Raw genomic sequence first — 24,126 nt, 5'->3', positions numbered from 1 at the left:
CCGCCCTACGTCGCCGTGAACATCTGGTAGCTCTTGATCCGCCACCGGTTGTCGGTGGCGTTGTAGACCGCGACCACCTCCGCCGTTGACCCGGACGCGATCGCGGACACGGTCACCGCGGGCGTGCCGGTCGCGATGACGAACCCGCCCGCGCCGGTCGCGAATGTGGGCGTGCGCGCCCCACCGGACGCGATCAGCCGCCACGTCGCTTCCTGGCCCGGTGTCGGGTTCGTCGGTGCGCCGATCGTGCGGTTCGCGGTCAGCGCCACCGAGAACACCGATCCCAGCGACGCGTCCGTGGCGACGGTGGCGGCGTCGGTCAGGCCGATGGCCGGCGACTGGGTGGTCACGCCAGGGCCGACCTTGAGGACGGCAGCGACCGTGCCGGGCCCGTCGTAGACGATGTCCCGGACGACGGCGAATGAGTCGACGTCGGCGTTGACGGTCGTGCCGGTGTCGGCGTAGATACTCATCGGGCCGATGATGTTCGGTTTGCGGCTGTAGCCGTTGTCGTCGTCAACGGCGGTGATCGTCGCCGACGCGGGTACGTAGATGAGGCCGGTGCGGACCCGGCAGTCGTAGCCGTCCAGGTCGGCGAGCGTCGCCCCGTTCCGGACGGTGACGTGCACGAAGTCCACGTCGATGTCGTACGCAGACGGGCCGACCAGCAGTGACGTCGCGAACTGCTCGACATTGCAGTTGGCGAGCCGCATGTGGGAGGTGTTGCCTGCGCCGTCGAACCGCCACGCGACCGTGCCGGTGTTCGCCGGGTCGGCGATGCTATGACACGTCTGCCACAGAATCTGATTCATGTTTCCGGCGGTCGACGTGCACGCGTACGCGGTCCCGTTGTTCCCGACGATCTCCACGAAGCACCGATCGAACGTGGCATCACCCGCATTGAATTCTGCGGTCAGGTTTGCCATGCGGATGCCGTTACCGGTCCCGCCCACCTCAACGTTCGCGCACCGGAACCGGAACACGTTATCGAGGTCCAAGCCCCAGCCGGTGTGGGTGCCGTTCCACGGGCCCTTCACCTGCACCCGCTCGATGCTCGAAAACCAGGCGCTGCGGTACACCGCGGCCGGGGTCGTCGAATGCGTGGCGGTGATCCCGTCGGATGCGCCCGTGACGGTCAGCCCCAGGTCGGAGATGTGGCAGCGGACTGCCTTCCGCAAGTCCAGGCCGGCGGTCACACCGGCACCGACAGCGAGCGTGGTATTCGACGGGCCCGCGCCCTGAAGGTAAATCTCGCCCTCGACGTCCGCGTCATCCGAGCCCTCCAGGAGCACGGTCGCAGCGAGGTTGAACGTGCCCGCGGTCAGCAGCACCCGGCCGTTACGGCCGACCGCGTTGATCGCCGCCTGGATTTCGACGTTGTCGGCGGTCCCGTCGCAGTTGTAGTCGCCCGTGATCCCGGACCCGGACGCGGCCACGACCTTCGTGTTCGGTAGTACCGCCGAGCCACCACCGCCGGCGGCCGGGGTTGCCCACTTCACGCCCGCGGTGACCGCCGAGTCCGCAGTCAGGACCTGCCCATTGCTGCCGACGCCAAGCCGGGTGATCGCCGACGACGTCCGGACGACCAGGTCACCCTTCGTCGTCAGCGTCGACTCGGGGATGCCGGCACTGCCCCCACCGCCACCGGACGTGCCCGGCAGCCGGTAGCGGCTGCCGGTGACCGGGTCCTGCAGCCACAGGTCCGCGGTGTAGCCGTCGGGGCCGAAGATCAGCACCCGGCCGGCGGCGTCCGCGGTCACCACCGACACGGCACCACCCGCGACGGTCTGCAGGTCGGTGATCTGGCTGCCGCCGGTCCGGGCCGTCCACGCCGTCAGCGACGTGCCGGGTGCGAGGACGGGCACCGTGTACTGGCCGATGACCTGCGCCGTCACGACCACGTCCGCGGCGGCACCGCCGTACAGAGTCCGGGCCACCGGCTACCTCCCGCTTCCGAGCGCCGCCTGGGTGTTGCCGCCGTACCGGATCCGGATAAGGCCGCGGAATGCGTCGAGCACCTGGTCGCCGGTCGCGTCGGCTGCCCACGCCAGCAGCGGAGGTGGGGGCGCGGACAGGGTCATCCCGGCCGAGAACGCGGCCTCCGCCTGGGCGTAGATGCCGTACGGGTCAGCGACGATCGACGACGAGATCTGCTCGGAGACGCCCCCGAGTTCCGTCCCGAGCTGCCCGCGCCGGGACGCGATACCCGCGATGAGGCCTTCCATGATCGCCGCGCCCTCGGGGATGAGGAGCCGGCGGTCCTTCTCAATCGGGCCCTTGTTGTCCTTGATGAACTGGCCGACGCTGCCCAGATACGAGCCCAGGCTGCCGATCATCGACCGGATACCGGAGATCAGACCGGAGACGATCGCCTGACCGGCGCCGTACAGCAGCGACCCGACCTGCCCGAGCCCGGACGTCACCCTCGACCGCAGGCCGGCCGCGGTCGACGACAGCGATCCGGACATGCCGGAGATGCCGTTGCGCAGGCCGGTGACGAAGTCCCGGCCCTTCTGCACCAGCACCGCTCCGGCGTTACCGACCGCGTCCCGGATCCGGCCCGGGATGGTGCGGGCGGTCGCACCCAGCGACCCGAACATGGCGGTCAGGCCGTTGAGCAGGCCCTGGATGACATCCCGGCCGATCTGCGTGAACACCCGCGACGGCGACGCGATCCCCAGCCCGGACTTGACCTTGCCGACCAGGCTGTCCGGGCCTTGCCACAGCTTCGAAGCGATCCACGACCCGACGTCCGCGACCGCTTCCCAGCCTGCTTTGAGGCCGTCCCAGATCGCGCCGCCGACCTCATTCGCACCGGACTTGACCGACTCGCCGATCGACGACCAGTCGACGGCGAACAGGCCCTTGATGAGGTCGTAGAACGGCTTCATCGGACCGAAGATCAACGCAGAGATCGGGCCGAGCGGCGCCAGCGCGCCATACAGCTTCAACGCGAAGCTGACCACGTTCCCGACCGCGTTCGCGAAGTTCTTGAAATCCTCGATGTATCCACGGATCGTCGACCGCGTCTGCGGGTCCCTCAACGACGTCGCCAACTCATCGAGAAAGCCCTTGAACTGCTTGAACGGCGAGTCCTTGTCGGTCTGCTCGGAGCCTGCCAGGATCGCGAAGAACGAGCCGAGGATGCTGCCGACGTCTACGGCAATGTCCTTGAGGTCGTTGAAGTAGCCGGCCGCGTCCACGAAGAACTGATCCAGGCGGCCATCCGCCACCATCGCATTCACCTTGTCGGCGAACTGCTGCAGCCCAGATGCGATGGCCCCGCCGACCGCGTCGATGAACGGCTTGCTGGCCGCGGCGAGGTTCCCGAATGCCGTGGTCAGCGGCCCAGTGATGACCGTGCCGATCTTCTCCAGGTTCGCGCGGGCGGTCTCCGCCGCCATCCCGATGTTCTTGATGAATGCGGGCTCTGAGATCGTCCTCGCGAGGTTCTTCGCCAGCCGGTTGAACGTGTCCGCGAAGCTGCCGAGCGTGGTCCGTAGCTGTGGCAGCCACGCGTTCGCCAGCTGCGTGACCGTCGTGCCGAGCCCGGCGAACAGCCTGTTCTGCACGTCGAGCCGCAGGGCCTCGAACGCCGGCTTCAGCGCCTTGATCGCGTCGACGAACTTCTGCGCCTCAGGCGCCAACTTGATCGTGTCGTCCAGGACGCCGCCCCCACCGCCGCCACCCGCCGCAGCGGCACGCTCCTTCGCCTGCGCCAGCGAATCCTGCGCCGACGCCAGCGAGTCATACGACGCCTTGACAGCGTCGTTTGCGCTGATCAGCCGGTCCTGCGCGTCAACGATGCCGTTCGCGGCGTCCCGGACAGCTTTCTGCGCGTCCTTCTGGTCACGCAGTGCCTGCACGACCTCGTCGGAGCCTTCGACGCCTTTCTTCGCCGCGTCGGCGTTCTCCTCGCCGAGGTCCGCAACCTGGTCGGCTGCCTCCTCGACGGCGAGCTTCGCCCGCTCGTACCGCAACTCCGCGTCCGCGATCAGTTCCGGGTTGAACGTCGTCTGTGCCGCGGCCAAATCACGGGCCGCGTCACGCAGCTCAACCTGCGCTTCCTTCTCGTCCAGGACCGCGCCGCGCAGCGACCGGCCCAGGTCATCGATCCGCTCCGCTGCGATCTTGCGCGCCCGGGCGACTGCCTCCTGCGCCCGCTTCTCGGCCGCGAGCGCGTCGGTGTACGACTCCTGCGCCTCTACCAGGCCCCGCTGCGCCGCCTGCAAACCCCGCGACGCCGCCGCGATCCCCCGCCGAGCCGCCTCCACACCGCGCTCCGCCGCGGCGATACGACGCGCCCGAGCAGCCTCGGACTCGCCACCGCCACCGCCACCGCCGCCGCCACCGCCGGGCTTCTTTTTGAAGGCGTCGGCAATACCGCTGAACCCGAGCTTCAGCGTCGCGAAACCCGCTGCCGCGCCGGCCACCAGGCCCGGCAGCGACGCCAACGCACCCGCCAGTGAAAAGACCAGCGGCACCGCCGCTGACGCCGCGAACCCGATCGCCGCCACCGCCGCTGCAGCGATCGACGCCGCCGTAGCAGCAGCTCCGACAAGCTGCCCGCGCTGTCCCACATCAGACAGGCCCTGCGCCGCGTTCGCCGCCCCCGACGCAATCCCCTGCAGCGCAGACGCCAGGCCTGACAGCAGGCTGCCACCACCGCCGCCGGCCTGCGGCTGCACCTGGATCTTCGCCTGCACGTTCCGGGACGCCGCCGCGACCATCGCCCGCAGGCGTGCCTCGTACTCCCTGCGCCCAGCCGGCTCTGTCGGGACCTCCGCCTTCAACGTCTGCTTGATCAGCGCCAGTTCCGCGCCGAGCTGCTGCCGGACACCCGTGGTGTCCGCACCGACAGGGATCTTCGCGTTGACCGTCCGGGCCAGCGCCCCGACCTGCGTCGACACCTCGCGCCGGAACTGCTCCAGCACCGGATCAACCTCGACCGGGACCTTCGGCACCCGCGTCGAGCGAACCTTCTCACCGATGCCGCTGGTGTCGAAGTCGGGCGTGACCTTCACCTTGAGCGGCTTGTTGCCAAGCGAGGACCGAATCAGCTTGTCGAAGTCGAGATCCTTGAACGCCGCCTCGACCTTGGACTTCAAGTCCTTCGCGAGCTTGGAGACGTCCGCTTGGACCTCGACACTGACTTGCCCGACGCTGAGCGGAGCCGTCACGGGGACACCCCCGCCCGCGTCTTACCTAATGTGGCCCAGCGCCCTCAGTCGGCGCTCCAGGTCCGCGCGCGCATCAATGCGCGACTTCCGTGACTTGCCGTCAGGGATCGGGATCAGCTTCGGCTTGCTGCCGCGTTTACCGCCGCCGCGCTGCCAGTTCGCGCCCTGCAGCGTGAACAGGATGTTCCGCAGCAGGATCTCCCCGAGCCCCCACGGATGGCGCTCGCCGGCCAGCTTGCGGTGCAGCGCCGATTCATGCGGGAGCCCGCGGATCAGGTCGAGGAGTTCGCGCGCCGACCAGCGGTCTTTTTTGCGCGGGGATGCGAGGGCTTTGCGGAGCCGGACTCCGTAGAAGCGTTGGAGGTCTGCGCCGATTTCGGCTCCGTGCTCTCGGAGGAGTCCCCGGAGCCCGACGATTCCCCCACGCTCACACCCGAATGGTCCAGCCACTGCGAGAACAGCCGGGTCAGTGCCCGGGACGGCTTCTGTACTCGCTGCCACGCCTCACGCTGCCCCTCCGGCAGCATCCGCGGGAACAAGGCCAGGATGTCGTCGATGCTGAACTCGTCCTTCTGCTGAATCTCCAGGACGATTTCGATGTCCGCGTCCTCCATGTGCGGCAGTTCCCAGGTGCGGCCCGCCCACCGGAACTCGAACGGCGTGGCGCGCTCCGCGGCGTAGACCGCGTCGAGGTCGAACACGTCGTCAGCCACGGCCGCCCACCGCCTTCTTGACGGCGTCGGCCACGACACCGGACGGCGTCCAGCCGGGGATCTTCTCTCGGGGGTCCGGCACCGACGGGTCACCCCACGTCGTCTGCGGCTTCTCCTTCTTCGTCGTCACGCCCTGCCCAGTCAGGGACTCGCGGACGGCCTCGGCCAGTTCGCCCGGAGGCGGTGCCTCGGCAGACGGAATGATGTCCTCGTACCCGCCGACTTCGATGACGTGCGCGGTGGCGAGCACGTGGACGGCGCCGGCCAGTTGGGCCAGTTCGGCGAACTCCGCCGTGTCGTCGCCGGTCCAGCCCGGTCCGGTCTGGTCGATGAGCAGCGCCCACGGCTGGGTGCCGGGCTCGGCGGGCGGGAGCATGAGGATCTGCAGTCGTGCCATGCGCGGGTCTCCTTGCGGTGCGCGGGCCTGAGGTTGAAGGTGCTGGCGGCGACCCGCGCGGAAGCCGCCAGCACCGGCATGTGGGGTCAGAGCGCGAGGTCGTCGTCCAAGATCCAGCGGTAGGCGACGTTGCCGAACTCGTCCGGGTACGCGTTGAGGGTCATGCCGTACAGGGTGATCTCACCCGACGACCAGGTGCTGTCCTCGCGTTCGGTGACCTCGCCGCGGGGGACGTAGATGCGCTGGGCGCGGTTGCCGTCGATGCCGTGGAGGACGAACTGGCGAACGTCGGTGACGGGCGGCTTCTCCGCGATCGACAGGCCCTCTGCCGTCTGCGTGATCGTCGAGCCTGACCAGAACAGGCCGGCTACCTGAAGGTTCGTCTCTGCGGCGGCGAACTGCCACGTCTTGGTGTATTGGCCGCGGATCCGGCGGGCGAGCGCGGCGCCCTGCCAGATGAACACATCGGTGACGTCCTGGGACGTGGCTTCGGTGATGCCGTCCTCGCCGATCGCTCCGAGTTCCTTGAAGTTCACGTGGAGCGGCGTGGATGCGTCGGTGGGGGCGGTGGCGGTGACGCCCGCGTCGGTGCAGTACACGGCGCCGTTGACGTAGGCGCGGATCAGGTCGATGTCGACCGCCATGGTCTCTCCTCTTCAGGGCAGCAGGAAGGCCCGGCGGTCGCGCCGGGTGGACGGGTGGTGTGGAGGTCAGGCGGTGCGGAAGGCCAGCAGCTTCAGGTCGGCGTGGTCGACCTGGACTTCGATCGAGGACCCGTAGCGGGTGGTGTCGAACGGGCCGATGTAGCGCGAGGCGGTCGCGGGTACGGGGACGGTGCGCGCGGTGATGGGCTGCCCGTCGACGGAGCCTTGAAGGTTGATCGTGACGGTGCGAGGGGTGGCCCCGTTGTTCCGCGCGACGATAAAAGTCGATCCACCGTTCGCGATGGAATGCCCGTTCACCGGATCACCGTTGACCTCGGTTGCCGGCGCGACCCCGGCCTTCGTGATGGCGGTGACGGGTACGGCGACGCGCGCCATGGCTACCTCCGGGCATGGTGAGATGGCCGCACCCGGGGCGGGTCGGCTAGATCAGGTGGTGAAGGTCAGGCGGTCATGCCGTGCACGAACACCCGGTACGTCGCGCCGCGCCGAAACGCCGTCGGGTCCGGGCGCCACGCGGGCGCGGTGATCGTCTGCGTGGCCTGCACGACGACGCCGCCCGCCACGTGCTGCGGCAGGTGGAGCCGCACCTCGGATCGGACGCGTTCGGCGACCTGCCGGGCGTTGTCCGCGATGCGCGCGTACACGTCGATGTCGACGATCGCCGCGTCGAGGGTGAGCCTGGTGTCGCCGTCGCCGGTCCGCTGGATGTGCACGAGCGGCGCCGCGAACTGCCAGTTGTCCGGCAGGCGCGGGTCGGTCCACATTTTGGTGCGCAGCCAGCCGTCGAAGCGGACGGCCAACCACTCGGCGAGGAGCGTCTCCACGTCGGCGTGGGTCGGGGTGGTCATCGGCCACCGCCGTACTTGATCGCCGCGTTCCGCAGCAGGTGCAGCGCCGGGGTGCCGGGGTGACGGACGCGCTGGACGGGGTGCCGGCCGCCGGGCCAGGCGAGCGCCTTCTTGGTTTTGGGCTCGATGACGTGCGGACGGGAGCCAAATTCCAGGACGGCGGAGTGCCGGGCGCGCGCGGTGACCCGCACCGTCGCCGTCTTGGCCGGCACGCGGTCGCGGCCGATCTTCCGCTTGTACTCGCGGGTGTCCTCGGGTGCTTCGGCTTCGAGACCGAACCGGATCCGGTCGGCGCGGTGCTCCAGCTCGCGGAATATGAACTCGGCGCGGCCGACGGCGGCGATCCCGGCGCGGTTGGCGGTGAAGCGGGCGCGGGCCATCACACCTCCAAGATCAGAAGTAGGAGTCGCCCCACGGGACCGGTGCCGGCATGGACCACACCGGCATGACCGGCCCGGCCGCGGTCTCCCCGGTCTCCTCGTCCACGCCGCGGACCAGCTCGTCCAGACGGGCCAGCGCCTGCCGTTCCAGGTCCAAGGCGCGCTGCAGCGAAGTCGGGTCGGTGTCCGGCTGCCCGCGCTCGATCGCGGCGGCGACCAGCATCGCCACGACCGTGGACGCCGCCTCGTGATGCGTCTCGGTCAGCCTCGGCACCCGCACCGACACCAGCGACGCCTGGTCGAGGATCAGCCGATCCACCTGCTGACCCGTCGGGCGCGTGTTCGGGCCCCAGCCAGGGTCGTACGTCTCCCCCGCCGCCGAGTGCACGGCCGGGTCGACGTTGAGCGTCCGGCCCGGGATGTAGTTCGCGACCCGGGACCGGCCCGGCAGCCAGACCGCCCCACCCGCGGTCGGCGAGGCGAGCACGTACACCTGCTGGGCTTCGACACCCTGCCCGGTGCCGGTCACCGTCCACGTCAGCACCCAGCCACCAGGCGCGTCGTACGTGACCGGCTCTGCCTGCCACAACTGGCCATCGGTGCCGGCCAGCTCCACCGCGACCGGCACGGCGAGCGTGGTGCCGTCCGGCCGGGTCACGGTCAGCGCCGCCGCCGTACCGCCGTCGAACGGCGACACGGTCAGGCGCGGTACGTCGGTGTCGCCGACCACGATGTCGGTCACGGGGCCCCCTCGGAGGTGTAGGCGTGCAGGCGCCGCCGGCCGGTGTCCGCCACGAGCCGGGCGCGGGCGGTAGATGCGGTCAGGCCGGGCCGGATGAGGACGGCGACGAGCCGGCCGGGCTGGAACACGTCCGGAACGGCGGTCACCAAAAGCAGGGTCGCGGCGGAGAGCTGGGCTGCCGCCCCGCCGACGAGGGTGCCGCCCGCGCCGAGGTGAGAGCCGGCGGTGAGGGTGATCGCGCCTACGAGGCCCCGGCCGGCGGTCGCTTCGAGTGCGCTGGCCGCGGTGAGGAGCACCGTGCTGCCGGCGGAGGTGTGCCCGTCTGCAGAGAGCGTGGTCGCTGCGGACATGACGGCCAGGCCGTTCGCCCCGCGCGTCCCGTCCGCGGCGAGGCTGCTGGCCGCGCCGAGCATGACGTTCGCGAACCGGGCGGGAACGGTTTCGGCGGTGAGCCCGGCGGCTGCCGCAAGCACGACTGCACCCTGCCCGGTGGCCACGGCGGCGACTACCAGGCCGCTGCTGGCGGAGAGCGTCGCTGCGGCGATCGCAGCTCGGCCGGCCGCCGCGGACAGCACGGAGGTGGCAGACAGGATCGCGGTGGCCGAACTGGACCCGGCGGTGTCCGCGGTCAGGGCTGATGCCGCCGAGAGCTGGGCCGCGCCGGGCCGGATGCTGATTCCGCTGGCGGAGAACGTGCTGGCCGCGGATAGGAGTGCGGCTGCGGCGCGCGCCGGGATACCGGCGGCGGCGAGGCTGCTGGCTGCGGCCAGTGCCGCAGCGGCCGATGTGCCGCGCACGCCCGCAGCGGACAGCGCCGAGGTGGCGGAGAGCGTGGCCGCGCCGACCGTAGTACCGACACCTGCGGTGGTGAGGCTGCTCGCAGCCGACAGGATGGCGCCAACGTCCGCGCCGCTGCTGCCCGACACCGTGAGCGTTGACGAGGCGGAGAGCATGGCACCGGCGGCGGTGACGCGAGTAGCAGACGCGGCGAGTGTCGATGCCGCGGACAGTGCTGCTGCCGCCGATGCCGTACTCATGCCGCCGGCCGTGAGAGCCGACATCGCGGACAGCGTGACGGCACCGGACGCTACCCGGGTTCCTGCTGCGGTCAGGTGTGAGGCGGCGGAGAGTAGGGCGCCGACGATCGCTGTCGTGTCGCCTGCCGCTGTCAGCGACGATCCGCTGGAGAGCAGTACGGCGGCGACCGCCGTCCGCTGCCCGCCTGCGGCGAGACTGGACGCGGCAGAGAGCGTCGAGGCCCCGGCTGCGGTGCGCAGAGCGGCGGCGGTGAGGTTCGAGGTGGCCGAAAGGGTGGTCGCCGCGCCCGCACCGGCTGCCGCCACCGCGGACAGGCCGCTGGCGGCGGACAGAGTCGCCGCACCGGCTTGGGCGCGTACTGCGGCCGAGGTGAGGGACGATGCGGCGCCGAGCATGACCGTGCCGCCGGATGCTGCGGTCGCCCCGGCGGTAAGACCTGACGCTGCGGACAGTGCTGCGACACCTGGCGTGACCCGGACTGCTGCCACCGCCAGTGACGATGCCGCCGACAGCGCGGCCGCACCGGCCGCCGTTGCCGCGCCGCCCGCGGTGAGCCCGGACGATGCCGACAGTGCTGTGCCGGCCGGCACCTGCCGTACGGCGCCCGCGGTCAGCCCGCTCGCGGCGGACAGCGATACAGCGCCGGTGGTGCCGCGGGTTGCCGACACCGTGAGGCCGGACGCCGCAGACAGGCCGGCCGTGGCGGGCACGGCCCGGTCTGCCGCCGCCGTCAGCCCGGACGTCGCGCTCAGCGCAACGGTGCCGGCCGCGGTGGTGGCACCGCCCGCGGTCAGGCCGGAGGCGGCCGACAGGGTTGCGGACCCGGCGTGCGAGGCCGCCGCCGGGGTGTTGACGTTGTCGAAGTGGACGTAGTCGTTGGTGCCGGAGTCGCGGGCGCCTTCGAGGAGGATGCCGAGGCCGTTGTAGTTCGTCCACGACGGCGCCGGGCTTAGGCTGCGCTGGTTGGTCCAGGTTGTGCCGTCCGGTGACGTGTCCCAGTACAGGACGTTCGCGGCGTGCCGCAGCCGCCACCAGCGGTGCGCGACCGGGTCGTAGGGGATGAACGCGGCAGTCGGGTCGGAGTAGTCGACACAGTTCTGGAAGACGATGACGTTACTGACCGCGTCGTAGAACACGCCCGCGTAGCTGCCGAGCGTGTACATGGTGGCGGTGACGGCGAGCTGGGCGTAGACGGTGCCGGTGCTGCCGCCTGCGGCCGGGACGACCGGGACTTCGCAGTAGATGCTGGAATCCGCGAAATGCCAGCGCTGCGCCTGGTTGGCCGGCGTGGAGTAGACACCCGCGTACGCCGGGGTGCCCGCGGTGTGGGCGACCGGGACGCGGGCCTGGCCGGCGAGTAGGTCGGCGCCGCCGTACGGCCCGTCCCACGGCGGGTTCGCATAGATCAGCCCGGAGAACGCGTCGGTGAGCGACTGCGTGCGGGGGTAGAACAGCCCGTCAGCGCCGGAGAACTCGACCCAGCCGGGCGACGTGGTAACCGTTGTGCCGCCCTGAGCGAGGTCGGCGGTGCCGGTGTTGCCGTAGTGCAGGGTGCCGGTGTAGCTGGTCGTGACGGTGTTGTTGGCGACGTAGCCGATCTCGACGACGATCCGGTCCCCGACCTGAACGGCGACGTTCGTGACCGTCTTCGCGCCCTCGCCGCGGCCGGTCGCCGTGGTGGTGAACTCGGTCGCGCCGATGTTGTTCGTCAGCAGCGTGCCGCGGACCGTGTCCGTATCACCGGCCGTGACGAAGATGTGGACATGGAAGAAGTCGTTCGCCGCAGTGTTGCTCTCGAGGACGCCCGCGATCCACTGCACGGTCCCGGACAGCGTCCCGGCCGTAATCGCCGGATCCGAGATCCACCGGCCCCACAGCACGTCGAACGCGTTCGTCGCCGACGTCTCCGCGATCGCCGCGGTCGCCGCCGCGCCCTCGGGGACAGGGCTGAGGCGGCGGGCAAGCGTCGCCGCGGAGTTGTCCCAGGCGCCACGCTTCGTCGTCGGGGTGTAGCTGGCGGCAGCATTTCCCAGATACAACCTGGTGGCCATCGCCGACCCCCTACCGGAAGATCAGCTACGCGAGCGACGCGACGATCGAGGACGCCGAGAAGCTCAGCGTGTCCCCTGCCCCCACGGTCTTCGAGGCGGTGAGCGGGCCGGTCCAGATCCGGCGCGGGGTGCCGTTGCTGTCGTAGATGTCGATGCCCGTGACCGTCGCCGCCGGAAGACCCGTGAAGTTGATCGTGTTCGAGTTCGACGCCGACCCGGACGCCGCCGCCCCCATCGTGATCGTCTGCCGGGCGTACGAGCCACCCGTCACCTCGGTGCCCGCGGCGGTGTTCGTGCCGTTCGCGGTCAGCAGGGCGACACGGATCGGGGAGGTCGGCGCCACATACGCGGCGGTGGCGAACCCGGCGTCGATGTACCGGTTCGCTTCGGTTAGAACGAGATTATTCGGCACAGGTCAGCCCTCCACGGATGCAATGTCGGCCGGCGCGGTCCAGCCCGCCTGGTCCGGGCCAGTCCCGGTGGTCAGCAGGTGCTCGCGGAGCGCGTCGCCGCGCGGGTTGCCCTCGACGCCACCGACCCCGTCGAGCTGCGCGAGGCACACCTCGCAGTTGCGGGCGATGGCGCAACAATCCATATGAAAAGCGGCTTGCGTGTCGCCACCAAGGTCAATTACATGCCTTGGGTGATCATCGCTTGTCATGCAAATGGGGCAGGTCCGCACAGGGTTAGTAGCCATCTTCAGCCAGCCTCCATTGATACAATTTCCAAATGCCTGCAAGACTGATTACCTGCGGCGAATGCGGGGACGAAAAGCCGATCCATGCGCGCGGCATATGCCGGAATTGCTACAACCGGCTCCATCGGGCGAGACGACTCGGCAGACACCAGTTAGACCACCAGCCCGCCGAGGTCTGGATGTCCCTGCTGGACACCTCCGACCCCAGTGCGTGCTGGACTTGGCCCGGCCCACTAAACACGCATGGATACGGGCAGCTTTTCGGGAACAACGCCCACCGCTTCTACTACGAGCAGGCGAAGGGTTCAATTCCGGAAGGGATGCATCTGGATCACGTCTGCCACAACACGGATCCAACGTGCCCAGGCCGAGAGTGCAAACATCGCGCATGTGTAAACCCGGACCACATTGAGGCAGTGACGCCTCACGAGAATCAATTAAGGAGCCCGCATACGGCAGCCGGTAGATCGCGTCGGCAAACTCACTGCCGCAGCGGACACGAATACACCGAGGAAAACGCCTTATGGGTAGGCGGACGTCGATACTGCATAGCTTGCAAGGCAAAGAAGGCCCGAAGGGTGAGTCCGGCGAACGTTGCCGCCTAGTTCGGGGAGAACGCGAGCGCGCTGACGGTGCCTGCGCCGACGGCGATCGGGAGGACGCTCGTGTTCACGACGGTGACCTTGCAGCCGGTCGTCGTCTGCGAGCCGGGCTTCACGACAACGTCGAGCTTCCCGAGGATCGCGGTGCTGCCGGACAGCGACGGGAACACCTGGTAGCTGGCGGTCGGCATCGCGGTCTTCCAGCTCAGAGAGACCTCGTTCGCGCCGACCTGGAGCGCCGGCAGCATGGCCGGCTCCTCGGGGGCGGCCAGCCTCGCCGTAGCGGCCGGGCCAGTGATGGCCGCGAGTTGCACGAGGTCGGTCCAGGTGCCGCCGTAGGGCCGCCACTGAATCGCGGTGCCGTTCGACCGGAGTTCGACGGCCTGGTGCGCGGACATCCAATTCGCGACCGCCGTGGCGATCGCATCCGGCGTCGGGGTCGGGCCGGTCAGCTCCGACCACGACGCGAGCACCGTCCAGGCGTCCCCCGCGGTCCGCCCCTCAATACCCGATACTCCCCGGCGCAGTTCGGCATTCCGGCCGGCGGCGGGCGGATGCGCGGCCAGCCACGAGGCAACCGCGCTGTCGACCTGCTCCGGTGTCGGCGGCAGCCCCGGCTGGAGCTGGATCGCGGCGACCTCGGCCCGGAGCGCATCGAGGCCCTCCGCGAGCAGGCCAGCGTTCCGCCACAGCGCCTGCCGGTCGGCGAGCGACGCGGCCAGCGCCTGCTGGTACGACGTCGCCGTCACCTGCAAACCGGCGACCTCGGACTGCGCGGCCGTCGCCAACGACGACGCCGAGTCGGCGGTGGCCTTGACCGCCGCCAGCTCAGCCGACATGCCGCCGGCTGGCGGTGTCGGGTCGGCGGGAACGTCGCCGACCTCGGCGATCATTCCCAGGCCAGCCAGCCTGGCCACATCCGCTGACACCGCCTCGGCCGGCACCGGATCGCCCGCGTAGGCGAAAAACAGCTGTGGTCCGCCACCAGTCCAGCGATGCAAACCAACGCAGGCGGCAACGACAACGTATCGGGGCATGGCTCACCCCCGGTGAGGTAGGTGCTGGGCCGCCCCGCTACGGCCCAGCACTTCTTCCCCCGGTCAGGACTGCTGCTTGCCCATCTCGACGAGGTCGGCCTTGTCCTGCTTGACCAGCTCGTCGTAGTCGTAGCCCTTGCCGACGAGGTACTCGACGTGGACGTCCTTGCCGGCGCGGCCGTCCGGAGCGGCGCCGTCGGCCGGGAGCTTCGCCCGCGCGGCAGCGCGGCGCTCGGCGACCTCCGCCGCCGCCTTCTCGGCGTCGCTGGCCGGGCCGTTCGGGTTCGCGCCGACCGACTGACCGCCGGAGGGTGTCGTCGTGATCCCCTCGGGCACCTCGACGTCCTCCGCCCCGGACGGGAAACCGTCGGCGTTGAGGCCGCCGGTCGCTTTCTCGCCGACCTTCGCGACGTAGTGGTTGCGGAGCAGGTGGTCGAGGTTCGGGGTGTTCGCCGGGATCAGCGCACCCTTCTCGAACAGCCGCCACGAGACACCGGCCGCGTCGGCGATCTTCGCGTACGCGCACTCGGCGATGACCTGGAATCGGGCGTCGCTCATCAGCCCAGGCTCCCCGTGCCGGTGATCTCGATGGCCGCGCCCGGCTCGGTGACCATCGGGGCGGTGATCCGGCGGGCCTGGATGTCCCAGGCGTCCCGCGAGTCCACGCGGATGACCTTGAACTGGAGGCCGTTGTCCATCGTCGCGTAGCCCGGGTCGACCTCGGTCTCGTCGGCCATGCCGCCGAGCTCGTTGTCGTCGAACACCCACACCGAGTCCCGGGGCAGGTTCCCGACCGACGTCGAGATGATCCGGTACTTGCCGATGTACTCGATGTCCCCGCCGTAGATGGGGTTGTCGGTCGCCTCGCGGCGGCGCAGCGCGGCGATCGCCGGGTCGGTGACGAGCATCGCGTACTTCGTCGTCGACATCAGCAGCGTGTTCGGCCGGAAACCCTGGTTGAGGTCGACGACCTTCGCCGCGGCCTTCTCCACGTCCCGGAACAGCAGCGCCGACGCGTTGTCCCACGTCGCGGCGGCGGCACTCGTCGCGGTGACCAGCGAACCCATCGCGGACGTGGCGAGCCGGTCTACCTTCGTGATGATCGTGTTCGCGGCCTTGCGCAGCGACCGGTCGACCTCGTCACCGCCGTACACGGACCGCTTGATCTTCTCGTCGGTCAGCGGGGTCGCCTCACCCCACTTACTGACCTTGACCAGCATCGCGGTGCCGTCCGCCGGGCTGTCCCGCGGGTACTCGCCGCCGGGCGCGATCGACTCGATCGGCCGGGAGTTCACGATCGGCTCGCCCGTCTCGGCCATCGCGGCACCGCCGTTGGCCTTGATCTTCCGGGTGAGGATCTGGTCGGCGACGAACCGCAGATCCGGGATGCCGCGCAGGCGCCGGGCCAGGAACGTCGGGTTCCGCAGCAGGCGGTCGATGGTCAGGAGGGTGCCGGACAGCGTTGCCGCTGCCGGAGGGTAAGCGCCCGGCATCGGGGCTCCTTTCGGATCGCCCGGAGGCCGGGCACACGAAAGCCCGGCACGAATGACGTGCCGGGCTTGGAAGACGAGAGGTCAGTGCGGGCGGGAGGTCAGATCTCCATCCACTCCACGAGCGCCGTGTCGGCGGCCGTGGTGAGAGCGATGCCGAAGTTCCCGACGCCGGCCGTGGCGGTCTTCACCGCGCCGGCAGCGGCGGCGTTGATGCGGTCGCCCGCGGTGATGGCGCCGGCCGCGGTCGAGATGTGGACCTTGCCGCGCGGGTGGTAGGCGAATCGCTCGCCGCTCACGACGTCGTGAGCGGCGGTGCCGACGACGGCGTTCGAGTCCGCGCCGGCCGGCGCGACGGTGCCACTGCCGGACACGGCGAGGACCACACCGACGCCGTTCGTGACGGTGATCGTCGACGACGCGGTTGCGGTGATGACGTCGCGGTAGAGGAACTTCGGCTCGTACGCGCCCATGCTCAGGCCGCCTTCCGGGTCGGTGCGTCGACAGCGGACACGAGCTGCTCGTACTCGCTGTCGAGGGTGTCTGCGTCCGGCTCGGCCGGACCGGTGTGGCCGGATGCCATGACCGGCACCTCGGAGCCCTCACCACGACCGCCGAGGATGTCGGTGACCATCTCCGAGTCGCGGTCGTAGCGGTCCTCCCATGTGGCCCGGTCGGCGGGCTTGAGCCGGCCGGTTGCGAGCAGCCCGTCGAAGAAGCTGGCCTTGACGGTCTGCGCCGCGGAGGCCTTGATGGTGTTGAGCTCGTCGCGGACCTTCGCGAGCTCCTCCTTCATGACCTGGTTCGCGGCCTCAGCCTTCTCCGCCTTGTCGGTTGCGGCGGCCGACGCGGCGACCATCTCAGGCGTCGGCTGCGGCGAGTCGGCCTTCGACTTGAGCGCGTCGAGCGCCGTGAGCATCGCCTGCTCGTCGGCGTCGTCGGCCAGGCCGAGCCGCGCGCGCAGGTCTGCGTGCAGGGTGGACACCATGTCCTCCTCGGGTGTGGATGGGTCCGGCTCGGCGGCCGGCAGAATCGTGGGCTCGGCCGCTGCGGCGACCTTGCGGTTGCGTTTGTCGCCAGGCCAGTAGCCGTAGCGCTCGTGGAACCACTCCGACGCGATCCGCTTCGCGAACGCCGGATCGACCTTGGTCCGTAGGTGCTTGTAGAGATCCGTCCAGGACTTCCACTTCTTCAGCCCGGGCCCGTGCAGCCACCACGACTTCAGCGATTTCCCACTCCCGGCCGCGGCGGCGACCGCCTCGGCCTCGTCGAGCGGCTCGTCCGGGCCGGCGCTACCGATGAGCGGAATGTCGAGCGTCTGGCCGGCGAACGCGATCCGGAGCCGGTCGAACCGGACCGGGCCGACGCGCTCGGCCAGCGCGGCGAGCGCGTCCACGCCGTCGGCGTACCGGGCGGTCAGGTGCGGGATCCACGGCCGGTGCTGGTCCGGCATCGGCGCGTCGTAGAGCGCGCCGGCGACGAGCGAGTGGACGATGTCCAGCCACTCCCCCGACAGCAGCAACACCGCGCACGGATCACGGTCGCTGGCGTCGCCCGGGTTGAACAGGGCGGGAGCGAACGCCTCGGCCTCGATGACCGGCAGGCCGTTCGCCGCCGCTGACACCGCGTCGATGACGTCCTGCTGGCCGGCCACCCCCAGGTCCGCGGCCTCACCGAGATACGCCAGCGTGACATGCAGTTGCTCGGCCGGTTCGCCGCCGCCGACCGCGAGCCGCGCCGCGTCCTCAGGCGTCGGGATGAGCGCGACCATCGCGCCGGTGTGGACCTCGGCGGCGGCCTGCACACTCGACGAGCCGACCACCTTGTCCAGCAGTGCCCCGAGCTTCTTCAAGGCGGTGTTGTTGAAGTCGACGGCGGCGCTTCCGTCGTCCGGCTCCCAGTCGGCAGGCGCACCGGGCGGACGCAGTGACAGCGAATACCGCGGCCCGCTGTCCGTCATGACCGCCTGGTAGACCAGGTCACCCCACTCACCGGACACGACCCCGTCGGTCAGGTAGCTCTCGTCGAGGAAGTCGCCGATCTCGCCGTCGTTGCGGCGGATCGCATCCCGGACTTCGGCGAGCTCGGCCTGCGCCTCGGGGGTGAGCGGCTGCGGGTCACCCGTCAGTTCGCTGCGGCGGGCTTCGAGCGCCTGCCGTTCCGCCGACAGCGCCCCCTGCTTTTCCAGGCCTTGCGCGTACAGGAACGAGTAGGTGGTGGCGGTCTTCTCCTCACCCGGATGTGCGGCCAGGTACGCCTCGCGGTATGCCCCTCGTGCCTCGCCGGGTTCTGCCCGCGCGACCCGCTGACGGTCCTCGGGCCGCAGCTCTTCGATGCGGCGCTGGGCACGCTCCTGCTCCTGGTTCAGGCGCGACGACACGTCAGCAGACCGAACGTCGATCTTCTGGAGCTCTTTCTTACCTGCCGCGTTCAGACCCGGATACTGGGAGTTGATCAAGGCCCGTTCGCGTTTCTCCAGGTCAGAGCCGCGCTTCTCCAACGACTTCTGGTGCTCGGCGCCCTGACGGCCCATGTCGAGCATCTGCGGCAGCGCCGCGTGGAGCGCGCCGATTCCCGTCTCGTCGAGCACGGTGGTCCACTCGTCCTGATTCCCGGACCAGGGCTCGGAGACCTCGTCGTCGTCGCTGTCGTCGTCACTCTCAGCCGCATCGCTGTCGAGGTCATCGTCGCCGTCGTCGACCTCGGGCGGGTTGAGGCCGATGTGGAGGCGCCGGCCGGTCGGACTGTCGACCACGGCGACCTTCACGACACCTTCAGTGCCGTCAACCTGCGCACCACCGGCGAGGGTCTCGCCGTCGCGGAGCTGGATCCGGTCGCCGATCTTCAGTGAGTCCTTCAGCGGTGCGGCGGGCTTCGGCGAGCTTCCGCCCGCGCTGCCGCTGGACGAGCCGCTGCTGCCGGACCCGCCAGCAGTCCGACTGCCCCCGGATGAGGCCCCGCGACCTTCCGGTCCGTCGTTCGTGTCGACGCGGGAGAACCGGCCGCCAGCGTCGCGCTTGGTGCTGCCCTCGTCGAAGTCCTCGGCACGCCGGCGGGCCATGATGGTCACCTGCACGCGCTCGGCGCCCTCCGGCACGTCCGGATCGGACGCGGCCACGCCGAGCATCCCGGGCAGGTCATTCAGGTTCCGGATCGTCTTCACTGCCGGCGGCGTCACCCCGAGCAGTGCGACCGCGGTCAGCACGAACTTGTGGACGTGGCCGGCTCCGCAACGGTGGTTGTAGTTGCCCTCGATCGACCTCGACGGGTACGCGGCGGCCTGGACGGAGTGCAGCCACGGCAGCGTCACCTGGTCGCCGACGAGCGTGCTGCCGCCGTCGGTCGCACGGAGGTTCTCGAACCAGCCGAGCGCCGGTTCGCCGTCCCCGACCGCGAACCGGGCATCGGTGTGGCCCAGTTTCACGACCGGCTTGCGGATCGCCGGGCACGACTGGGCGTCAACGGCCGCGGCGATGTCCTCGGCGGTCGGCGTCCACGAGCCGGTCATGGTTTCCCACCGGCCGGTCCGGACGAGTTCGACGCCCTCACGGCGCGCGAGGTCGACAGTCGGGGCGGTCATGGATCACCCCGATCGTCAGGTCAGATGGTGCGCAGATCAGGCGTGTGAGTGCTCAACGCGCCTTGGCGGTCCAGTCCGCGGCGATGTGCCCGCGGCAGCGTCCGGGCCCGCCCTCGCAGTTGCGGTAGCCGCTCGCCGGGTAGTCGATGAGTGCGGCCCGTAGCGTCCGATACGTCTTGCCGTGGACGGCGTCGCAGGCGTCGCAGCGCTTCTCGTCCGCCCACTCCGACGCCCGGAACGTCGTCCCCTTCGGGGCTCGCTCGAGCACCGACAGGCGGCCAGCATGCTGGGCTGCGGACAGCAGGGCACCGAGCTGGTCGGCGACCATGCCGCGCTGCGCCGTCGACAGCGCATCCAGGTGCCGCTCGACGGCATCCCGGACCGACTCCGGGTCGGCGCCCGCGTGCTGCAGCGCGATCCGGCCAGCACCGGACGCATACCCGGCGGCGATGATGTGCGCGACCGCCTCAGCTGTCGCGTTTACCTTCGCCGCACCCGCGTCGCCAGCTCTCACGATCACGTCATGCGCGGCGGCCTCAGCCACCACACCGGCCGCGGCCTGCCGGGCGAGCTTCGTGCCGCCCTTGCCGAGCATCGCGGCCTGAGCTGCGATGACACCGGCGGACGCGGCGAGCTGCCCGAGTCGGGGCAGGTCACCGTCGGCGACCGCCGTCTCGGCCTGCGCGGCAAGTTCCGTCACGAGCGGTGCCGCGGTCTTCGGCCAGGCGGCCAGCAGCTCAGCGCGTGCCGCCTCCCACTGGGCCTGGATCTGCTCAGGCGTCTCCGGACGGGCCGCGGCCTGCACCGGGTGGCCGTCACCGAACAGGCTCATCTGGTCGGGGTTGCTGCGGCGGCGGGACCGCTGTGCAGCCTTAACCGGCACGGCGGCCTCGTCGTCGAGCAGCCCCCAGTCGTCACCCTGCTCGCCGTCTGCCGTCGAGTCTGGCTTGGCCAGGTCCACGCCGGTCGCGTTCAGCGGCTTCGGCGCGTCCGGGTCCCGCTCAGGGAGCCGCCATTCGCGGCGGATCCACGCCTCGAGCGCCGGGTCGGCCGAGAGTGCGCCGGACGACAGCAGCGAGTTAAGGGACTCGGAGGTGACCTCGCGGCGGGAGCCGATCCCGGACACCACGACGGAAGGCACCGGCTCGTCTGACCCGAAATTCCACTCGACGATCCGAGCCGCGATCTGGCGAGTCGCCACGTCCGCGGTTTCCGTCGCCCAAGCCTCCAGCGCGAGCGTCCAGCTATCGATAAACGACTCTCCGAGCGCGCGCGACCCGGACTGGCTGGTGCCTAGGTCGAGATGCGGCATCAGGGCCGCGCCGGCAATCTCCTGGTTCAGAAACCGGATGAAGCCGAGCGTGTCAGGCAGTTGACCAGCGATCCCCTGAATGACCAGCTCAAAGTCCTGCGGCATCGCCACGCCGGCCACGTCACCGGCACGCGCGGCGGACGCCATACGCTGCGCCTCGGCCATCTGACCGGGGCTCGGGTTCGAGCCGGGCCGGGCCTGCGCGACCGGGATGCCAGCGGCCCAGCGGCGGTGAGCGATCGAGTTCGTGCGCAGCATCTCGCGCTTGAGCAGCCACGCCGGGTAGCTCGCCCGCAGCAGCGAACGGCCTTGCCAGGCGATGCCCTCCCGCTCGCGCGCATGCCAGGCGAGCTGGGAGGCGGGGATCTGCGGCCGGTCATCGCGGTGAACGCCGTCCTGGGTGACGCCGAGCAGCGTCCCGCGCTTCGGATCGACGTGGATCCGGGAGATGGTCCAAGGCATCCGATCTGCGAGAGCGACCAGGTGGGCGGTCCCGTCGACTACCTCCGCCTGAAGCTCGTGCCCGACGTGACCGAACGCCGCCGAGGTTCGCAGCGAGGTCCGCAGATAGTCGTTCCACGACACACCCTGCAGCCGAGCGGCGCCGGCGGGGTCTTGTCCGGCGACGAGTAGGCCCAGACCGTCCGCGACGAGCTTGACGACTTCGGGTCGGCAGCCGCGGCCGTCGACCTGCCACTGCGCGCGCCGGAGCTGAAGCGTCCAGCCGTCGAGGACGGACGACAGACGGCTCTCGTGGCGCATCTGCGCGTACGTCTGGACGCTGAGCGGCCAGGTCAGGTCAGGGATGTACTCGGTCGTGATGTCGTCGAGGATGTCGGCGTACCCGCTGAGCGCGTCGGAGACGTGCCCGCGGAGCCGGGTGGGGGCGCTCATCCGTCCCCCTCATCGGTCAGGTGTTGCGGGCGCGGCCCGAGCCCGTGGCTGCGTCGAGTCGCGCCCGGCTCGCGGGTCAGCGCTGGGTGCGCTGCGGAACGGTCGGCTCGGTCACGTCGGCCGGGGTCTCGCCGTCGGCCGGGAGCGGCTCGGCCGGCTGCTCCGGGTCGGCCGGCGTCTCGGGCTGCGGCTCGAAGCCGTCGTCGGCGCGGCGGGCGTCGTCGCCGAGACGGGTCAGGCTCGCGGACAGCTCGTCGACGGCGGCCTGGATCTCCGGGCTGACCTCGCCGTCGCGGACGGCCTGCTCCAGGCGGGCGACCGCGTTCTGCAGGTTGGTGAACGAGGTGGCCTGCGCGGCGGACACGTCGTTGGTCTGCTCGGCGAGCGCCCTGAGTGCGTCGATGACCGATGCCATGGTGATCTCCTGTCGTTGGCGGTGCTGCTGGATAGCGGAGAGGATCTCGGCGGTGCCGAGCAGGTCGCGGAGCCAGGCGCGCACGGGGCCTCCTACAGCGGTACGGTCGCCAGGTCGAGCGGTGCGCCACCGCCGAGCTCGGGGAACTCGACGCGTTCGGGCGTGCGGTGCATGGTTCGGCTCGACGGCATCGGTGCGGCCTGGGTGACGGCGACGCGGACGGCGTAGGCGAGGCAGTCCACCTGGTCGTCGTTCTTCCCGTTGGGGAACGCCGCGGTCTCAGTTACAAAGGCGTCGGCCCATGCCGCTCCCGATCGGAGCCAGATGCGTCCGCCACTGGACCAGGCGCTCGCTGGCAGTGCCCGCGAGAACTTGTCCTGCTCTGCTTTGAGCGGGGTGATCGGGATCTGCTGCTGGGTGGCTTCGCGGACGAGCGTGGTGCCGAACTGGCTGGCCTCGACGAAGACGGTGTCGACGTTCCACCGCTGGCACATGGCGTGGACGTGGGCGAAGTGGTCGTGTTCGCCGATCTTCGCCCGGAGGAGGTCGAGGAGGATGAGGTCGCCGGAGATGGTGCGGGCCCAGGCGGCGAAGACGGTGTAGTCGGCGCTGGTCTTGGTCGACGCGGCAAGATCGGCGGTGATGAAAATCCACGAATCCCGAAGATCGAATTCGCGGCCGCCAAGGTGCACGCGGTCGCCGTAGAGAGTGAACCAGCGCCAGTGGATGCGCTTGAACAGACCGCCCTCGGCTGGCGACGGCCGCTGCTGGTAGAGCGCGGAGAAGACGTACTCGCCTACGTCGCGACGAACCTTGGCCCAGTCGCGCTTGCCGCGGGCGGACTCCATGGGTTCGCCGATGGCCCGGCCGAGCGGGTCGTCCTCGGAGTCGCAGAGCGCGGGGATGCGGACGATCTCCCACGAGTCGCCTTCGTTGGCGAGGATCTCCTGGATGGTCTCGGACTCATGCCAGAGGGTTTGGATCCACACCAGTTTGGTGGTGGGGCCCATGCGGGGGATGATCGCGCCTCGGTAGGTCGAGGTGACCTTGCCGCGTTTCGTTGCCGACTGCGCTTCCTGAAGATTTTTCGTGGGGTCGTCGACAATGATGTAGTCGCCCGGCCGGCCCGTAATGCCGGACTCGATCCCCGCACAGTAGAGCCCGCCGCGGTGCCCCTCGACCTTCCACCGGCCGGCGGCGCGCGTGTCGGTGCGCAGCCGCAGCCCGAGGTCTTCCATGCCGTCATCGCCGCTGAAGTTCTCGATGGCGTTCTTGACCTCGGCGCCCCACTCGCGGGACTTTTCCGCGTTGTACGAGACGGCGATGATGCGCAGGTCAGGGTTGTTGACGAGCAACCACAGCGGGTTCCAGTACGAGCAGGTCGTGGACTTACCCTCCTGCGGCGAGAGGAATACTGCGAGCCGCCCTTGGCCGGGCTTGTTTGCGAGCCGGACCAGGGCGTCGTTGACGACGTTCAGTGCCGGCGTCCGGACCGTGCCGACGCGTTCGCCGGTGTCGCTGATGCGGGCCGGGTCGAGACTGACGGCCATGTCGAGCGGTGACGCCCACCGCCGCTGCCGGGGCACCATGCGCTGGCGGGCTTCGGCCCAGGCGGCGCGCATGTCGAGGAGCCCGGCGGTCACGGCTCACCTCGCCGTGCTGGGTCAGATACGAGAAATGGCGGCCACGCCGCTTTGGGCATGAACCGCCAACATCGAAATGAACTGTGACACCTGGTCCTGGCTGGTGTCAAGCTGTGTTATCCCGTACCGGTAAGTCGTGTCTCCGCGAGCGTGATGAGGTCTCGGAGGTCGTAGAGCGCGCGCCGGCCTTCGGAGCCTCGCCGTGGGACGCCCTCCGGGTTCGCGGGCGTCTTGCTGCGGCTGATCCACTGGCGGATGCGCTCCTCGGTGACGTCCTGCCCGAACGACTGGGCCAGGTACGTCGCGGCCAGGTCGAGGGTAACGAGCCACTGTGCGGTCACGCGGGCCGCCACTCGTCCCGGTATCCGTCACGATCTGCGTACGGGAGTGCGAGCAGCTGCGCGGCGTACGGGTCGACACGGCCGGTTGCGGCCACGTGCAG

General features: G+C 70.1%; 23 protein-coding genes. 1 reads left to right on the top strand and 22 read right to left on the bottom strand.

Going from position 1 to position 24,126, the window contains the following annotated elements:
- Nucleotides 1–5 precede the first annotated feature (5 nt).
- From J2S42_RS41465 to J2S42_RS41410, 12 genes are all read right to left on the bottom strand, one after another.
- On the bottom strand, nt 6–1,937 hold the full coding sequence (locus J2S42_RS41465; RefSeq protein WP_307249384.1) for a hypothetical protein: 1,932 nt from the start codon (nt 1,935–1,937) through the stop codon (nt 6–8).
- A 3-nt stretch (nt 1,938–1,940) separates the two neighbouring features.
- A complete protein-coding gene (locus J2S42_RS41460) occupies nt 1,941–5,180 on the bottom strand; it encodes a phage tail protein (RefSeq protein ID WP_307249382.1) in 3,240 nt (1,079 codons plus the stop codon).
- A 272-nt stretch (nt 5,181–5,452) separates the two neighbouring features.
- The gene (locus J2S42_RS41455; RefSeq protein ID WP_307249380.1) at nt 5,453–5,893 is read right to left on the bottom strand and encodes a hypothetical protein; all 441 of its coding nucleotides are present in this window, start codon (nt 5,891–5,893) and stop codon (nt 5,453–5,455) included.
- On the bottom strand, nt 5,886–6,290 hold the full coding sequence (locus J2S42_RS41450) for a hypothetical protein (protein ID WP_307249378.1): 405 nt from the start codon (nt 6,288–6,290) through the stop codon (nt 5,886–5,888). Before J2S42_RS41450 ends, J2S42_RS41455 begins: the two co-directional genes overlap by 8 nt.
- An 86-nt stretch (nt 6,291–6,376) precedes the next feature.
- Nucleotides 6,377–6,934 (bottom strand): phage tail tube protein, encoded by a 558-nt coding sequence (locus J2S42_RS41445; RefSeq protein ID WP_307249376.1) that lies wholly within the window; start codon nt 6,932–6,934, stop codon nt 6,377–6,379.
- 66 nt (nt 6,935–7,000) lie between these two features.
- Nucleotides 7,001–7,330 (bottom strand): hypothetical protein, encoded by a 330-nt coding sequence (locus J2S42_RS41440; protein WP_307249374.1) that lies wholly within the window; start codon nt 7,328–7,330, stop codon nt 7,001–7,003.
- Nucleotides 7,331–7,395: 65 nt separating this feature from the next.
- Nucleotides 7,396–7,803, bottom strand: coding sequence for a hypothetical protein (locus tag J2S42_RS41435; RefSeq protein ID WP_307249372.1), 408 nt, complete (start codon nt 7,801–7,803; stop codon nt 7,396–7,398).
- The gene (locus J2S42_RS41430; protein WP_307249370.1) at nt 7,800–8,183 is read right to left on the bottom strand and encodes a hypothetical protein; all 384 of its coding nucleotides are present in this window, start codon (nt 8,181–8,183) and stop codon (nt 7,800–7,802) included. Before J2S42_RS41430 ends, J2S42_RS41435 begins: the two co-directional genes overlap by 4 nt.
- Nucleotides 8,184–8,196: 13 nt before the next feature.
- Entirely contained in the window at nt 8,197–8,925 is a 729-nt protein-coding gene (locus J2S42_RS41425) for a hypothetical protein (protein ID WP_307249368.1), read from the bottom strand.
- Entirely contained in the window at nt 8,922–12,014 is a 3,093-nt protein-coding gene (locus J2S42_RS41420) for a hypothetical protein (RefSeq protein ID WP_307249366.1), read from the bottom strand. The genes J2S42_RS41425 and J2S42_RS41420 overlap by 4 nt, the downstream gene beginning before the upstream one ends.
- Before the next feature lie 25 nt (nt 12,015–12,039).
- Nucleotides 12,040–12,426, bottom strand: a complete 387-nt coding sequence (locus tag J2S42_RS41415) for a phage tail fiber protein (protein WP_307248563.1) — start codon at nt 12,424–12,426, stop codon at nt 12,040–12,042.
- Between the two features lie 3 nt (nt 12,427–12,429).
- Nucleotides 12,430–12,609 (bottom strand): hypothetical protein, encoded by a 180-nt coding sequence (locus tag J2S42_RS41410; protein WP_307248561.1) that lies wholly within the window; start codon nt 12,607–12,609, stop codon nt 12,430–12,432.
- Between the two features lie 134 nt (nt 12,610–12,743).
- Between J2S42_RS41410 and J2S42_RS42215 the strand changes: the two genes are divergently transcribed.
- Nucleotides 12,744–13,316, top strand: coding sequence for an HNH endonuclease (locus J2S42_RS42215; RefSeq protein ID WP_488193139.1), 573 nt, complete (start codon nt 12,744–12,746; stop codon nt 13,314–13,316).
- Here J2S42_RS42215 and J2S42_RS41405 read toward each other — a convergent pair.
- The 10 genes from J2S42_RS41405 to J2S42_RS42095 form a co-directional block, all read right to left on the bottom strand.
- On the bottom strand, nt 13,313–14,350 hold the full coding sequence (locus J2S42_RS41405; protein ID WP_307248559.1) for a hypothetical protein: 1,038 nt from the start codon (nt 14,348–14,350) through the stop codon (nt 13,313–13,315). The two genes, J2S42_RS42215 and J2S42_RS41405, sit on opposite strands and share 4 nt — an antisense overlap.
- 63 nt (nt 14,351–14,413) lie before the next feature.
- A complete protein-coding gene (locus tag J2S42_RS41400; protein WP_307248558.1) occupies nt 14,414–14,908 on the bottom strand; it encodes a hypothetical protein in 495 nt (164 codons plus the stop codon).
- Nucleotides 14,908–15,843: a phage major capsid protein gene (locus J2S42_RS41395; RefSeq protein WP_307248556.1), complete on the bottom strand. Its 936-nt coding sequence runs from the start codon at nt 15,841–15,843 to the stop codon at nt 14,908–14,910. Before J2S42_RS41395 ends, J2S42_RS41400 begins: the two co-directional genes overlap by 1 nt.
- Before the next feature lie 98 nt (nt 15,844–15,941).
- Entirely contained in the window at nt 15,942–16,313 is a 372-nt protein-coding gene (locus J2S42_RS41390) for a capsid cement protein (protein ID WP_307248554.1), read from the bottom strand.
- Between the two features lie 2 nt (nt 16,314–16,315).
- On the bottom strand, nt 16,316–19,420 hold the full coding sequence (locus tag J2S42_RS41385) for a phage protease (protein WP_307248552.1): 3,105 nt from the start codon (nt 19,418–19,420) through the stop codon (nt 16,316–16,318).
- A gap of 52 nt (nt 19,421–19,472) precedes the next feature.
- Nucleotides 19,473–21,626, bottom strand: a complete 2,154-nt coding sequence (locus J2S42_RS41380; RefSeq protein WP_442320100.1) for a phage portal protein family protein — start codon at nt 21,624–21,626, stop codon at nt 19,473–19,475.
- A 76-nt stretch (nt 21,627–21,702) separates the two neighbouring features.
- Nucleotides 21,703–22,125, bottom strand: coding sequence for a hypothetical protein (locus J2S42_RS41375; protein ID WP_307248546.1), 423 nt, complete (start codon nt 22,123–22,125; stop codon nt 21,703–21,705).
- Between the two features lie 8 nt (nt 22,126–22,133).
- Nucleotides 22,134–23,684, bottom strand: a complete 1,551-nt coding sequence (terL, locus tag J2S42_RS41370) for a phage terminase large subunit (RefSeq protein ID WP_307248544.1) — start codon at nt 23,682–23,684, stop codon at nt 22,134–22,136.
- Nucleotides 23,685–23,800: 116 nt separating this feature from the next.
- Entirely contained in the window at nt 23,801–24,025 is a 225-nt protein-coding gene (locus J2S42_RS41365) for a hypothetical protein (protein ID WP_307248541.1), read from the bottom strand.
- On the bottom strand, nt 24,022–24,120 hold the full coding sequence (locus J2S42_RS42095; RefSeq protein ID WP_370879473.1) for a DUF6221 family protein: 99 nt from the start codon (nt 24,118–24,120) through the stop codon (nt 24,022–24,024). Before J2S42_RS42095 ends, J2S42_RS41365 begins: the two co-directional genes overlap by 4 nt.
- Nucleotides 24,121–24,126: the final 6 nt, after the last annotated feature.

Origin of the sequence: Catenuloplanes indicus, assembly GCF_030813715.1 — a bacterium.
In the GTDB taxonomy this organism is placed as follows: Bacteria; Actinomycetota; Actinomycetes; order Mycobacteriales; family Micromonosporaceae; genus Catenuloplanes; species Catenuloplanes indicus.
Note: the sequence above shows the minus strand (reverse complement) of the source record. Positions and strands in the feature narration are given on the sequence as shown.

What these genes read in the sequence shown, in the direction of transcription:
- J2S42_RS41450 (WP_307249378.1), bottom strand. Translation starts at nt 6,290, where the DNA reads ATGGCACGACTGCAGATCCTCATGCTCCCGCCCGCCGAGCCCGGCACC.
- J2S42_RS41445 (WP_307249376.1), bottom strand. Translation starts at nt 6,934, where the DNA reads ATGGCGGTCGACATCGACCTGATCCGCGCCTACGTCAACGGCGCCGTG.
- J2S42_RS41440 (WP_307249374.1), bottom strand. Translation starts at nt 7,330, where the DNA reads ATGGCGCGCGTCGCCGTACCCGTCACCGCCATCACGAAGGCCGGGGTC.
- J2S42_RS41435 (WP_307249372.1), bottom strand. Translation starts at nt 7,803, where the DNA reads ATGACCACCCCGACCCACGCCGACGTGGAGACGCTCCTCGCCGAGTGG.
- J2S42_RS41430 (WP_307249370.1), bottom strand. Translation starts at nt 8,183, where the DNA reads ATGGCCCGCGCCCGCTTCACCGCCAACCGCGCCGGGATCGCCGCCGTC.
- J2S42_RS41420 (WP_307249366.1), bottom strand. Translation starts at nt 12,014, where the DNA reads ATGGCCACCAGGTTGTATCTGGGAAATGCTGCCGCCAGCTACACCCCG.
- J2S42_RS41410 (WP_307248561.1), bottom strand. Translation starts at nt 12,609, where the DNA reads ATGGATTGTTGCGCCATCGCCCGCAACTGCGAGGTGTGCCTCGCGCAG.
- J2S42_RS42215 (WP_488193139.1), top strand. Translation starts at nt 12,744, where the DNA reads ATGCCTGCAAGACTGATTACCTGCGGCGAATGCGGGGACGAAAAGCCG.
- J2S42_RS41405 (WP_307248559.1), bottom strand. Translation starts at nt 14,350, where the DNA reads ATGCCCCGATACGTTGTCGTTGCCGCCTGCGTTGGTTTGCATCGCTGG.
- J2S42_RS41400 (WP_307248558.1), bottom strand. Translation starts at nt 14,908, where the DNA reads ATGAGCGACGCCCGATTCCAGGTCATCGCCGAGTGCGCGTACGCGAAG.
- J2S42_RS41395 (WP_307248556.1), bottom strand. Translation starts at nt 15,843, where the DNA reads ATGCCGGGCGCTTACCCTCCGGCAGCGGCAACGCTGTCCGGCACCCTC.
- J2S42_RS41390 (WP_307248554.1), bottom strand. Translation starts at nt 16,313, where the DNA reads ATGGGCGCGTACGAGCCGAAGTTCCTCTACCGCGACGTCATCACCGCA.
- J2S42_RS41385 (WP_307248552.1), bottom strand. Translation starts at nt 19,420, where the DNA reads ATGACCGCCCCGACTGTCGACCTCGCGCGCCGTGAGGGCGTCGAACTC.
- J2S42_RS41380 (WP_442320100.1), bottom strand. Translation starts at nt 21,626, where the DNA reads ATGAGCGCCCCCACCCGGCTCCGCGGGCACGTCTCCGACGCGCTCAGC.